Origin of the sequence: Xanthomonas sp. 3498, from assembly GCF_014199795.1 — a bacterium.
Lineage (GTDB): Bacteria > Pseudomonadota > Gammaproteobacteria > Xanthomonadales > Xanthomonadaceae > Xanthomonas_A > Xanthomonas_A rydalmerensis.
On the sequence record NZ_JACHOH010000001.1, the window covers coordinates 21,209 to 33,194 of the forward strand.

Consider the following 11,986-nt stretch of genomic DNA (forward strand, 5'->3'; position numbering starts at 1 on the left):
TCAGAACGTGTAGCCGATCGAGGCCACCAGGGTGTCGCCGTCGGTCTTGCGGATGCGTCCGCCGTCCTGCACCCAGTACAGCTCGTGCGCGTTGACCCGGGTGCTGACCCAGTCCAGGTTCCAGTCCAGGCCCCAGCGCTTGTGGGTGACGCCGATCTGGTAGTCGGCGAAGCTGCCCTCGCTGAAATTGCGCAGCTTCTGGTAGCCGGCGTGCAGGCGCAGCGTGGTCGACGGCAGCACCGACGGCAGCAGCGGGGTCTGGTAGTTGAGATCGCCCAGCAGGGTGCCGCGCGAGTCGTGCTCGCCACGGGCAAAGCAGCGCAGCGCCACCGTCGGATCGGCGGCGAACTGCAGGATCTGCGCGCACACGCCGCCGGTGTCGGCGCCGCGGTAGGTCTTGGAGAACACGTACAGCACGCGGCCTTCGATCGCGCCGTAGCCGAGTTCGAGCACGCCGAAATTGCTGTCGTAGTCGGTGCGGCGGAAGTCCTCCGGCGTGCCGGTCTCCAGGTCGATCCGATGCGGGGCCAGGAAGCTGGCGTTGGGGAAGCGCTCGGTGGCCAGGCCGACGCCGGCATGCCAGGCATCGGGATTGCCGAAGCGGTAGCCGGCCGCCGCGGTGATGCCCAGGCCGTCGCCGTCGAGGAACTGCTTCTTGCTGACCTTGGCCACCTCCAATAGCGCAACGAAGCCGCTGGCATGCACGAACTGGGTGGTCCACTTCAGCGACGGACGCATCAGCGAGTCGGACACGCCGCGCGTGCGCTGCTCGCTCATCAGCTTGATCTGGTTCTGGAACTCGTAGTTGACCATGCCATCGGTCTCGGCCTGCTGGGCGTGGGCCTGGGCGCAGCACGCGCCGTGCAGGGCCAGTGCGCCCGCGAGGGTCGCCATGAAGCGGACTGCCGTCATCTCAATCTCCCCTGGTTCGCTGAGGAAGGTGGGACGCGCGGTGGCCGTCGTCGGCCCCGCACGTCGATGGCGCCGGCGCGTTGCGCGCGCGGCGAGTCGACTCGACTACTTGGCGCAGACCGGCGTGCTGGGCAGCGCCTGCACGCGGGTGAAGCGCTCGGTCTCGCCGAGCACTTCCACGCCGACGAAGGCGCGCAGGTCCAGCGACTTGCCGCTGGCGCGCAGCGTGGCCTTGTAGCGCTTGCCGCTGCGCGGATCGAAGGCCCAGCCGTCGCGCCAGGTGTCGCCGTCCTCGCGGCCCAGGCGCGCGATCTGCACGCCGCAGGTATCGGTGGCGGTGCCGGCGTCCTTGTCCCAGACGATGCGCCCGCACAAGGCGCTGGCCGCATCCGCGCAGGGCGCGAACTCCACCACCGCGTCCTTGGCCGCGGTCAGCCACAGCCCCTGCGCCGCGGCCGGTGCGGCGCCCGCCGCGGCCGGCGCCAGCAGCCATCCCGCGACGAACGCACCGATCGCGCCGTACCGCCTCATTCCCAGATTCGCCTGCATCGAACGCCCCCTCGCCATCGCGCAATTCAGTAGTGAAAACTACCGTATAGCGATCACTACTGTTTTGCAAGCATTGCCGGCACGGCACTTGGCGCGGACCTGACTAGGCGCGCAAATGCCTGGATTTCAAGGGATTCCGTGCGTAGCGCCATGCCGGCGCCGGCCGTTTTTTGCGGCATTGCAACAGCAGCCAGCGGTGGCTTCGAAGTGGCTCGGTGCGCTTTGTGGCCGTGTCCCAACCCCTCAGGCCGACTGAATCCGTCGATCGCACGTCCTCGGACAACGCAGCCACGCGTGCGCAGTCGAACACGGTCGGCAACGGCACGAAACGACCAGGGAAGCGAGGTTGGTCCGCGTTCGCTGCAGTCTGACTGCAGCGAACAACGCGACGACATCGATGACACGCATCGCCCGCGAGTGCGGCAGTGCCGATGCGAACCAACGAGAGAGATGGCGACGGGCACGATCGACCGGTCGCAAGCGGCCGGCGATGGCGCGGCCGCGGTGGCGGGAAGCTCCCGCTCAACGCATCGGCGCCTCCCGCAAGCGGGAGGCGCGCGCTTGGATCAAGCGTCCTTGCCGGACACGTGCCCGTCGATCTTCGAGGTCTGGTACAGCGCCATGCCGATGCGCTTGATCAGGCCAAGCTGCTGCTCCAGCCACCACGCATGGTCTTCCTCGGTGTCGCGCAACTGGGCCAGCAGCACGTCGCGGCTGACGTAGTCGCCGTGCTGCTCGCACAGCTTCATGCCCGCAGCCAGGTTGGCGCGCACTTCGTACTCGACCTTCAGGTCCTTCTCCAGCATCTCCTCGACCGTGCGACCGGGTTCGAACGCATGCGGACGCATGTCCGGGTCGCCCTCCAGGAACAGGATGCGCCGCAGCAGCGCATCGGCGTGCTCGGTTTCCTCTTCCATTTCATGGTTGATGCGTTCGTAAAGCGCCAGCAGGCCCTGGTCCTCGTAACGCCGCGAGTGGATGAAATACTGGTCGCGCGCGGCCAGTTCGCCGCGCAGCAGCTCCTTGAGGCATTGCACAACGTCGGGGTGTCCCTTCATGGGGCGGGCTCCGTGGGGTCGACTGAGGGCGCCATAGTGCCCGATGCCGCCACGCCGCGTTCCAATCGGAATCATTCACATCCCGACTCGCACGTCCGCGATGCGTGACCCCGCGCACAGCGCGCCGCACCTACGCGGGAACGACACGCACTCGTGTCTAGAATCGGAGACTTGCCTATCCGGAGAGAGACGATGCGTGGTCGATGGAAACGCCTGCTGCTGGGGACGCTGCTGCTGGCGGCGGCCGTGGCGCTGGGCGTCTGGCTGCTGCTGCGCGGCAGCCTGGCCACGCTCGACGGCACCGCGCCGCTGCAAGGCCTGCGGGCGCCGGCGAGCATCCAGCGCGACGCGCTGGGCGTGGTCACCATCGATGCCGCCGACGAAGCCGATGCGATGCGCGCGCTCGGCTACGTGCACGCGCAGGAACGTTTCTTCGAGATGGACCTGCTGCGCCGCGCCGCCGCCGGCGAACTGTCCGAGCTGGTCGGCCCACATGCGCTGGGCGTGGACAAGGCGCGGCGCGCGCAGCGCCTGCGCGCCCGTAGCAGCGCGCAACTGGCCACGTTCGCCGGCACGCACGCGGCGGCGCTGCAGGCCTACAGCGCCGGCGTCAACCAGGGCCTGCACGCATTGCGGGTGCGGCCGTGGCCGTACCTGGTGCTGTTCGCCACGCCGCGCGACTGGCAGCCGGTGGATTCGGCGCTGGCTGGCCAGGCGATGTACTTCGATCTGCAGGGCAAGCAACTCGAGCGCAAGCTGGACCTGTACCGCCTGCAGCAGCGCTTGCCGGCGCCGCTGTATGCCTTGCTGCGCCACGAAGGCAGCAGTTGGGATGCGACACTGGACGGCAGCGTGCGCGGCGACGCGGTGCTGCCCGATGCCGGCCAGGTCGATCTGCGCCGCCTGGCCGACGCGCCCGCGCCGGCCGCGACGGAAGCGGTCGCCACCAGCGCGCCCGGCAGCAACAACTGGGCCATCGCCGGCAGCCGCACCGCCGACGGCCGTGCCATCGTCGCCAACGATATGCACCTGGCCCTGCGCGCCCCCAGTCTGTGGTTCCGCGTGCGCCTGCGCTATGCCGATGCGCAGGCGCCGGGCGGCCGCGTGGACGTGTCGGGGTTCTCGCTGCCGGGCCTGCCGGCAGTGATCGTTGGCAGCAACGGCCACATCGCCTGGGGCTTCACCAACAGCTATGCCGATACCGCCGATTGGTACCGGCTGACCCCATGCGCCGCCGTGGCCCAGCCCGGCTGCACGCCGGTCACCGTGCATCGCGAACTGATCCGCGTCTCCGGCGCCCCCGACACCACGCTGCAGGTGGAGGACACCGCCTACGGCCCGATCCTGCAGCACGAGCCGGACGGCAGCGCGCTGGCGCTGCGCTGGGCCGCGCAGTTGCCGGGCGCGCTGAACCTGGGCCTGGCCGACTTCGCCCGCACCGAAACGCTGGGCAGCGCCTTCGCCCACGCGCAAGCCATCGCCACGCCGGCGCAGAACCTGGTGCTGGCCGACCGCGACGGCCACATCGGCTGGCGCGTACTCGGCCCGCTGCCGCTGCGCGGCCCGCACTGCGCGGCCGATGCGGTGATGCACGACGTGCGCGCGACGGTGCCGGCGCAGGCCCGCTGCGCGCCATGGCCGCTGTCCACCACCCAGTCGCCGCAGCGCATCGATCCCGCCGACGGGCAACTGTGGACCGCCAACGCCCGCGTGGTCGGCGGCGCCGAACTGGCCCCGATCGGCGACGGCGGCTACGCGCTGGGCGCGCGCGCGCAGCAGATCCGCGACGACCTGCGCCTGCACCCGCATCTCGACGAACAGCAGTTGCTGGCGATCCAGCTCGACGACCGCGCGTTGTTCCTGCAGCGCTGGTGGGCCCTGCTACGGCAACGCGATGCCGGCGCGGCCACGCCGGCGCTGCACGCCGTTTCGCAGGCGGCCGCGCACTGGGAAGGCCGCGCCAGCACCGGCTCGGTCAGCTACACCCTGGTGCGCGCATGGCGCCTGGCGGTGCTGACCCGGATCCGCGACGGCCTGATCGCGCCGGCCCGGACAGGATCGGACGCCGATGCCGCGCCACCGCCGCTGCCGCAACTGGAAGGCGTGGCCTGGCCGCTGCTGCAGCAACAGCCCCTGCACCTGTTGCCGCGCCGCTACGGCAGTTGGCAGGCGCTGCTGGAGGACGCCGCCGCCGAGGTGCGCACGACGCTGCAGGCCGACGGCCCGCTGGACACGCGCCGCTGGGGCCAGCAGAACCGTGCGGCGATCTGCCACCCGCTGGCGCAGGGCCTGCCGGCGCCGCTGCGTGGCTGGCTGTGCATGCCGGACACGCCGCTGGCGGGCGACGACGACATGCCGCGGGTGCAGCGCCCGGCCTTCGGCGCCTCCGAGCGCATGGTGGTGGCGCCCGGCCACGAGGCCGATGGCATCGTGCACATGCCGGGCGGCCAGAGCGGCCATCCGCTGTCGCCGTTCTGGGGCGCCGGCCACGCCGACTGGGTGCAGGGCCGCGCCACAAAGTTCCTGCCCGGTCAAACCCGGCACACGCTGACATTAAGCCCGTCCACGCCACAATGACCCGATGTTTCCGCGCCGGCGTTCGTCCCATGCGCCGGTCCGCCGCCTCCCCTCCCCCCACTGCCGAGTCTGCCTACCGATGAAGCGCCCTCCCCTGCTCGCCCTGTTGCTGCCGCTCGCCGCGGCCGTATCGTTCTCCGCCTGTGCCACGCCGGCCGCCGACGCGCCCGGTGCCAACTCCGACTGCAGCGTGCGCGCCGAACCCGGCGACGATCTGCAAGCCGCCATCGACCGCGTCCCCAACGACGGCAAGCCCGCCACCGTGTGCCTGAGCGCCGGCGAATTCCCGGTCGGCAAGCTGATCTCGATCCAGCGCGACGGCCTGCGCCTGCGCGGCCAGGGCGACAGCACCGTGCTGCGCATGCGCGACCACGTGCAGCAACCGACCATCGTGATCGGCGATTACCAGAACGAGCGCCCGCTGAAGCCGATCCGCGACGTCCGCGTGGAGCAGTTGCAGATCGTCGGCGGCACCATCGACAAGGAGTTCATGCCCGAGCGCCCGTACCTGAGCAACAGCCTGGTGGTGGTGCGCAACGGCCAGGACATCCAGCTGACCCACCTGCGGGTGAGCAAGTGCCGCAGCGCCTGCCTGCTCAGCGAGTTCGACAGCCGCGACCTGCTGATCGCGCACAACGACGTGTCCGGCGCAACCTGGGATGGGGTGTCGTTCAACCGCACCGCCAAGGTCAAGCTGATCGACAACGTGATCCACGACAACGTCGCCGCCGGCATCACCACCGAGCACCTGGAAGACAGCGAGATCCGCGACAACCGCCTGGAGCGCAACGGCAGCCAGGGCGTGTACCTGGCCGACGCGCGGCGCAACCTGTTCGCCGGCAACCAGTTCATCGACAACAAGGGCGCCGGGCTTTACCTGACCTGCTCGATCCGCCAGCGCACGCCGCAGATCCTGTGCTGGGACAACAGCATGAGCCAGGACAACACCTTCGAGAACAACACCTTCCGCGGCAATCCCTACACCTACACCATCGGCGTGGACAGCGCCGCCAACTGCACCGGTCCGGACTTCCGCCCCAACCTGTGGCGCAAGAACAACCAGGCCGACGCCTCGGGCATCGACATCCAGCCCGAACGCTACGGCCACTGCGTGCGCTTCGAGTAAGGCCGGGACCCGGGACGCGGCCCCCGGAAAGGCGGTGCCGCGATCCGAAGCACCGCCGACTCCCGTTGCTTGGATCCCGAGTCCGGCACGTCCCGCCGGCGCATCGCCGGCGGGACGTGCGAGTTCAGGCTCCCAGCGCCTGCGCGTGCACACCCGCCACCGCACGGCCGGAGGGATCGGCCATGGCCGCGAAGCTGGCGTCCCAGGCGATCGCCGCCGGCGAGGAGCAGGCGATCGACTTGCCGCCGGGCACGGTCTCGGCCGCTGCCGGCGTCGGGAACACGCGCTCGAACAGGCTGCGGTAGTAATAGGCTTCCTTGGTCTGCGGCGGGTTCACCGGGAAGCGCTTGTCGGCCGCGGCCAGTTCGCGGTCGCTGACCTGGGCTTCGGCATGCGCCTTGAGCCCATCGATCCAGCCATAGCCGACGCCGTCGCTGAACTGCTCCTTCTGCCGCCACAGGATCGACTCGGGCAGATAACCTTCGAAGGCGTCGCGCAGCACCCCTTTCTCCATGCGCGCCGCGCCGCCACTGGCCTTGTCGATCATCTTGTACTGGGCATCCATGCGCATGGCCACGTCCAGGAACTCCACGTCCAGGAACGGCACACGCGGCTCCACGCCCCAGGCCATCATCGACTTGTTGGCGCGCAGGCAATCGTAGTTGTACAGCGCGTCGAGCTTGCGGATCAGTTCCTCGTGGAATTCGCGCGCGTTCGGCGCCTTGTGGAAGTAGAGGTAGCCGCCGAAGATCTCGTCGCTGCCTTCGCCGGACAGCACCATCTTCACGCCCATCGCCTTGATCCGCCGCGCCAGCAGGAACATCGGCGTGGAGGCGCGGATGGTGGTGACGTCGTAGGTTTCGATGTGCCGGATGACTTCCGGCAATGCGTCCAGGCCTTCCTCGAAGGTGTATTCGAAGCCGTGGTGCACGGTCCCCAGGGCCTCGGCCGCGATCGCCGCGGCGGCCAGATCCGGCGAGCCCTTCAGGCCGATCGCGAACGAGTGCAGACGTGGCCACCAGGCCTCGGCCTCGTCGTTCTCTTCGATGCGCTTGCGCGCGAAACGTGCCGCCACCGCTGCCACCAGCGAGGAATCCAGCCCGCCGGAGAGCAGCACGCCGTACGGCACGTCGGTCATCAGCTGCCGATGCACGGCACGCTCGAAGGCCTCGCGCAGTTCCTGCTTGCCGACCTCCACGCCCTGCACCGCCGCATAGTCGCGCCAGGGCTTGCGGTAGTACTGCACGAGCTCGGCGCTGGCGCTGTCGTAATAGTGGCCCGGCGGGAACTGGGCGACGTCGGCGCAGCTGTCGGCCAGCGATTTCATCTCCGAGGCCACCCGCAGCCGGCCCTGCGCGTCGTGGCCCCAGTACAGCGGGCACACGCCCATCGGATCGCGCGCGATCAGCACGCGGCCGGCGGCCTTGTCCCACAGTGCGAACGCGAAGATGCCGTTGAGGCGGTTCAGCAGCGCGTCCGGCGTGGTTTCGCGGTACAGCGCGTTGATCACCTCGCAGTCCGAACCGGTCTGGAAGGCGTAGGGCTGGACGAGTTCTTTCTTCAGCTCGCGATGGTTGTAGATCTCGCCGTTGACCGCCAGCGCCAGGCGTCCGTCGTCGGAGAGCAGCGGCTGCGAACCGCCGGCCGGGTCGACGATGGCCAGGCGCTCATGGACCAGGATCGCGCCGTCGTCGACATACACGCCGCTCCAGTCCGGGCCGCGATGGCGCTGCCGCTGCGAGCAGTCCAGCGCCTGCCGCCGCAGCGCCTGCAGGTCGTCGCCCGGTTGCAGGCCGAAGATGCCGAAGATCGAACACATGGGAAAGCTCCTGATCGTGGGGTAAGGGTTGCGAGGGAATCCACACGCCCAGGCACAAAAAAACCCGCATCGGCCGATGCGGGTTTTCTGGTGGCTGGGCGTGGTGTTTCTGGTAGCGCCTAGTCGCAGACCCGCATCGGCCGCGCACGATTATTCGCCAGCGCATTGTTGCGGCCGTTGGCGGTGGTCGAGCGGAGGATGGACAGCGAGGTCATGCGGCGACCGTAACCCGGCGCGCGGGCCGGCGCAACTGTTACCGCAGCAACCGTTCGATCAGGCGCAGGTACAGATCCGGCAGCGCCTCCAGGTCGGCCACGCGCACGTGCTCGTCGACCTGGTGGATGCTGGCGTTGACCGGGCCGACCTCGATGCATTGCGCGCCCAGTGGCGCGATGAAGCGCGCATCGGAAGTGCCGCCGCCGGTGCTCTCCTCCGGCGGCGCGCCGGCGACCTCGCCCAGCACCTCGCGCGCTACCCGGCGCAGCGTGCCTTCCGGTGTGTAGAACGGCTCGCCGCTGCGGTGCCAGCGCAGGTCGTAGTCCAGGCCATGGCGATCGAACAGCGCGGCGATCTCCGCTTCCAGCCGCGGCGCATCCCAGTGCGGGGTGTAGCGCAGGTTGAAGGCGACCTGCAGTTCGCCGGGGATCACGTTGTTGGCGCCGGTGCCGGCATGCACGTTGGAGATCTGCAGGCTGGTCGGCGGGAAGCTTTCGTAGCCGTCGTCCCAGTGCCGCGCGACCAGTTCGGCCAGCGCCGGCGCGGCCAAGTGGATCGGGTTGCGCGCCTTGTGCGGATAGGCCACATGCCCCTGCACGCCGCGCACGCGCAGCGCGCCGGAGAGGCTGCCGCGGCGGCCGACCCGCAGCAGGTCGCCGAGACGTTCGGTGGACGAGGGTTCGCCGGTGACGCACCAGTCGATGCGTTCGCCGCGCTCGGCGAACAATCGCGCCACGTGGCGCACGCCGTCGATCGCATCGCCTTCCTCGTCGCTGGTCAGCAGCACCGCCAGCGTGCCCGGGTGCTGCGGCTGCGCGGCCACGAACCGTTCGGCGGCGACCACGAACGCGGCCACGCTGCCTTTCATGTCCGCGGCACCGCGCCCGTACAGCACGCCGTCGCGGATCTGCGGCGCGAACGGATCGCTGGCCCAGGCCTCGCGCGGCCCCGGCGGCACCACGTCGGTATGGCCGAGCAGTGCCAGCACCGGGCCATCGCCACCGCGATGGGTCGCCCACAGGTTGTCGACCTGGCCGCAGCGCAAATGCTCGATGGCGAAACCAGCGCGTTCCAGCCGCTGCGCGATCAGTGCTTGGCACCCGGCATCGTCGGGAGTGACCGACGGGCGGGCGATCAGGTCGCGGGCGAGTTCAAGGACATCGGACATGCAAGGGACACCGTTTGGGAAAGCGCTAGGGCGCGATGATGATGATCGGGGCCGGTAACGTCGCGGGCGGGCGACGCAGCAAGTGCAGTGTACGAGCGGGACTGGCGGATTCGAAGTCTCTGCCAGGGTCTCCCTGGCGGATGCACGTTCGCGATCCTGGCCTTCGCTACGGCGCGACACCCGGCCAGCGCATGCAGCGCACGCGTACCGCGAAGGCCTCGTTGCCGGGCATGCGCCCATGCTGCACGCCGGTTTCGACGAAGCCGCAGGCACGGTAGAACGCGAGTGCCGCGACATTGCCATCCAGCAATTCCAGCGTCAGGCCAGCCGGGCTGGCGTCCTGCACCGCGGTCACCAGCGCCTGGCCGACGCCGCGCCGGCGCGCGGCCGGATCCACGTACAGCCAGGCCAGTTCCTCGCCATCGTCGGCGACGAAGCCAAGCACTTGGCCCTGCCACTCGGCGACCTGCACGCGGTAGTCGAACAGCCCTTCGCGCTCAGCGGCGATCGGCAGCGGCAGGAACGCATCGGCCAACACCGCCGCCTGCAGTTCCTCCAGGCGCGCGGCGTCATGGATGGCGCACAGGCGTGCCCAGTCGTCTGCCCGGTACGGGCGGATGTTCACGCGATACCGAATCGCTGCTTGAAGCCGTTGTCGGAGAAGCCCTGGCTGAGCCGGCCATCGTCGGTCACCACCACCGGCCGCCGGATCAGTTGCGGATACTCGCGCAGCAGCAGCTTCCACTCGGCATCGGAGCCAGGCGCTTTCTTGTTGTCGGGCAGTTGCCGCCAGGTGGTGGAGGACTTGTTGACCAGCGCGTCGAAGCCACCGGCCTGGCCGGCCCATTCCAGCAGCGTTTCCGGGGTCGGCTTGTGCTCGCGGTAGTCGACGAAGGTGTAGGCCACACCGAAGCGGTCCAGCCACTTGGTCGCCTTCTTGCAGGTGTCGCAGTTCTTCAATCCGTACAACGTCGTCATCGAAATGTCCCATCAAGCGAATAAAGCCCCTCTCCCGCCGGGAGAGGGGTTGGGGTGAGGGTTGGCGCGCCGTGGCGACATGGCACGCGCAGATATCGTGTTTGATCTTACCCGGCGCACGCGCCGTCGGCTCTCCCGCGCAGCGAGAAAACGCACTTGGCCACACCGCGCCTTACTGCGCTGGCACGTCCTTGAGCCGGGCCGAGTCGATGCGCCAGCGCAGTTGCGCGGCCGAGGCGCCGTCGACACCGTTGACCCGACGCAGGACGTAGTCGCCACGGAAGCGTTGCCGCGTGCCGTCGGCCAGCGTCGCCTCCACGGTGACCGGCACTGGCTGATACACCGAGCCGGCGGCACCGTCGCTGGCACCGAGCGCGCCGATCGTCACCTTCACCGCGCGCGTCTGGGCGAAGCCGGCCTTGAACATGTCGTAGGACTGCCCCGGGCGCCCGTCCTCGCCCCACTGCTGCCAGGCCACCGCGTAATCGCGCGCGTTGATCGCCGCGTAATAACGCCGCACCACGTCGGCCGCGGCCTGCGGGCTGTCGGCCGCCGGGCCGCAACCGGCGGTGGCCGGTCCGTTGTGACCGAGCAGCGCGCAGCTGCGCGCGATCTCGTCGTCGATCATGGCGCAACTGTTCGCGGCATTGCAGGGCGGATGCGTGGCCGGCGACACCGAACGGCAGGTCGCCACGCGCGCCGCCGCGGCATCGGCGCCGATTTCGGCGGCGCAGGACAGTGGTTCGCTTGCCACGCTGGCGCTCTCCGTCGTCGCAGGCGCTTTTGCAGGCGCAGCGGTCGCAGCAGGCACGGGGCTTGGCGCAGCGCCCGTCTCGGTGAGCGTATGACCGTCCGCAGGTGCCGCTGGCGTCGGCGCGCCCTCGCGACCGCACCCGGACAGCGCGAACGCCACCGTCATCCAGCAAGCCCATTTCATCTTCCGCATTGGTGTCTCCCTGTCAGGGCAGTGCAGCACCCGGCAACAGTCTGCACCGGGCATCGTCGGTCCGATGCACACTGCCGCGGCAGCGCTCGAACCCGCGTGTGGCAGCGTATCCGGCCACCGATGTACGCCGGGTGTGCGTCCTATCCTGGCCGCGAGATCGCGAGTCCTGCGAAACAACCGCGTCGCACCATGCGACGACCACATGATGTGCTTAGCCTACCCGCAGACGGCGCACTGGCGTTGGATCGCCGGCGGTTCGGCATGCCCAGCATGCCGATGACGACGGAAGCCAAAGCGTGCTTTACCGCCTTTGCGTTTGCTTTTGATCTACCGAGTTCCCTTCCGCAGCGGCGGATGGACCGGGGAAAAACCCGAAGGGCGGCAGGGGCAGGGCTCGCCGGAAAAAGGCGAAGCACTGCTTCGCCCCGGCGGGCGGGCTGGCGCCGTGAGGCGCCTGCCCCGGACTTGGCTGCAAAGCAGCCAAGCCCCTTCCGCGAATCCCCGGTGCATCCGCGGACCCGGAGCGCGCAGCGCGGAGGGCGCAAGGCAGGGCGCGCTTGACCAGCCTTCGGCTGTGGTAAAGCGCTTCTTTTGGTTACCTTTTCTTTGCGCGAGCAAAGAAGCGCTTCTCAGCAGC

11 protein-coding genes are annotated in these 11,986 nt (G+C 69.5%); 3 read left to right on the top strand and 8 right to left on the bottom strand.

Translation table 11 applies throughout. The features are described 5' to 3' along the window. The 3 genes from GGR66_RS00090 to bfr all read right to left on the bottom strand — a co-directional run bounded on the left by GGR66_RS00090 (window position 1) and on the right by bfr (window position 2,519). Window positions 1-894, bottom strand: coding sequence for a TorF family putative porin (locus tag GGR66_RS00090; protein ID WP_184446782.1), 894 nt, complete (start codon window positions 892-894; stop codon window positions 1-3). A 123-nt stretch (window positions 895-1,017) separates the two neighbouring features. After that, entirely contained in the window at window positions 1,018-1,443 is a 426-nt protein-coding gene (locus GGR66_RS00095; RefSeq protein ID WP_184446783.1) for a DUF2147 domain-containing protein, read from the bottom strand. A gap of 584 nt (window positions 1,444-2,027) precedes the next feature. Continuing rightward, on the bottom strand, window positions 2,028-2,519 hold the full coding sequence (gene bfr, locus GGR66_RS00100; RefSeq protein ID WP_026143459.1) for a bacterioferritin: 492 nt from the start codon (window positions 2,517-2,519) through the stop codon (window positions 2,028-2,030). 192 nt (window positions 2,520-2,711) lie between these two features. On the opposite strand from bfr, the gene GGR66_RS00105 reads away from it, so the two are divergent. Both GGR66_RS00105 and GGR66_RS00110 read left to right on the top strand, forming a co-directional pair. Continuing rightward, window positions 2,712-5,096, top strand: a complete 2,385-nt coding sequence (locus tag GGR66_RS00105) for a penicillin acylase family protein (RefSeq protein ID WP_184446784.1) — start codon at window positions 2,712-2,714, stop codon at window positions 5,094-5,096. A 79-nt stretch (window positions 5,097-5,175) separates the two neighbouring features. After that, window positions 5,176-6,222, top strand: a complete 1,047-nt coding sequence (locus GGR66_RS00110) for a right-handed parallel beta-helix repeat-containing protein (RefSeq protein WP_184446785.1) — start codon at window positions 5,176-5,178, stop codon at window positions 6,220-6,222. Window positions 6,223-6,346: 124 nt separating this feature from the next. Here the strand turns inward: GGR66_RS00110 and asnB are convergent, their stop codons facing one another. The 5 genes from asnB to GGR66_RS21015 form a co-directional block, all read right to left on the bottom strand. Further along, the gene (gene asnB / locus GGR66_RS00115) at window positions 6,347-8,041 is read right to left on the bottom strand and encodes an asparagine synthase B (RefSeq protein WP_184446786.1); all 1,695 of its coding nucleotides are present in this window, start codon (window positions 8,039-8,041) and stop codon (window positions 6,347-6,349) included. A 253-nt stretch (window positions 8,042-8,294) separates the two neighbouring features. Next, complete coding sequence (gene dapE / locus GGR66_RS00120; protein ID WP_184446787.1) at window positions 8,295-9,425, bottom strand: succinyl-diaminopimelate desuccinylase; 1,131 nt, start codon at window positions 9,423-9,425, stop codon at window positions 8,295-8,297. 166 nt (window positions 9,426-9,591) lie between these two features. Beyond that, window positions 9,592-10,050, bottom strand: a complete 459-nt coding sequence (locus GGR66_RS00125; protein WP_184446788.1) for a GNAT family N-acetyltransferase — start codon at window positions 10,048-10,050, stop codon at window positions 9,592-9,594. Further along, window positions 10,047-10,403, bottom strand: coding sequence for an arsenate reductase (locus tag GGR66_RS00130; RefSeq protein WP_184446789.1), 357 nt, complete (start codon window positions 10,401-10,403; stop codon window positions 10,047-10,049). The genes GGR66_RS00125 and GGR66_RS00130 overlap by 4 nt, the downstream gene beginning before the upstream one ends. Window positions 10,404-10,575: 172 nt before the next feature. Then, on the bottom strand, window positions 10,576-11,031 hold the full coding sequence (locus tag GGR66_RS21015) for a hypothetical protein (protein ID WP_221236312.1): 456 nt from the start codon (window positions 11,029-11,031) through the stop codon (window positions 10,576-10,578). Here GGR66_RS21015 and GGR66_RS21020 point away from each other — a divergent pair. Continuing rightward, window positions 11,030-11,251 (top strand): hypothetical protein, encoded by a 222-nt coding sequence (locus GGR66_RS21020; protein ID WP_221236313.1) that lies wholly within the window; start codon window positions 11,030-11,032, stop codon window positions 11,249-11,251. The two genes, GGR66_RS21015 and GGR66_RS21020, sit on opposite strands and share 2 nt — an antisense overlap. The last annotated feature ends 735 nt before the right edge of the window (window positions 11,252-11,986 follow it).

Excerpts from the sequence above, each read along its gene's own strand:
- GGR66_RS00090 (WP_184446782.1), bottom strand. The coding sequence starts at position 894 with ATGGCGACCCTCGCGGGCGCACTGGCCCTGCACGGCGCGTGCTGCGCC.
- GGR66_RS00095 (WP_184446783.1), bottom strand. The coding sequence starts at position 1,443 with ATGAGGCGGTACGGCGCGATCGGTGCGTTCGTCGCGGGATGGCTGCTG.
- bfr (WP_026143459.1), bottom strand. The coding sequence starts at position 2,519 with ATGAAGGGACACCCCGACGTTGTGCAATGCCTCAAGGAGCTGCTGCGC.
- GGR66_RS00105 (WP_184446784.1), top strand. The coding sequence starts at position 2,712 with ATGCGTGGTCGATGGAAACGCCTGCTGCTGGGGACGCTGCTGCTGGCG.
- GGR66_RS00110 (WP_184446785.1), top strand. The coding sequence starts at position 5,176 with ATGAAGCGCCCTCCCCTGCTCGCCCTGTTGCTGCCGCTCGCCGCGGCC.
- asnB (WP_184446786.1), bottom strand. The coding sequence starts at position 8,041 with ATGTGTTCGATCTTCGGCATCTTCGGCCTGCAACCGGGCGACGACCTG.
- dapE (WP_184446787.1), bottom strand. The coding sequence starts at position 9,425 with ATGTCCGATGTCCTTGAACTCGCCCGCGACCTGATCGCCCGCCCGTCG.
- GGR66_RS00130 (WP_184446789.1), bottom strand. The coding sequence starts at position 10,403 with ATGACGACGTTGTACGGATTGAAGAACTGCGACACCTGCAAGAAGGCG.
- GGR66_RS21020 (WP_221236313.1), top strand. The coding sequence starts at position 11,030 with ATGGCGCAACTGTTCGCGGCATTGCAGGGCGGATGCGTGGCCGGCGAC.
- GGR66_RS21015 (WP_221236312.1), bottom strand. The coding sequence starts at position 11,031 with ATGATCGACGACGAGATCGCGCGCAGCTGCGCGCTGCTCGGTCACAAC.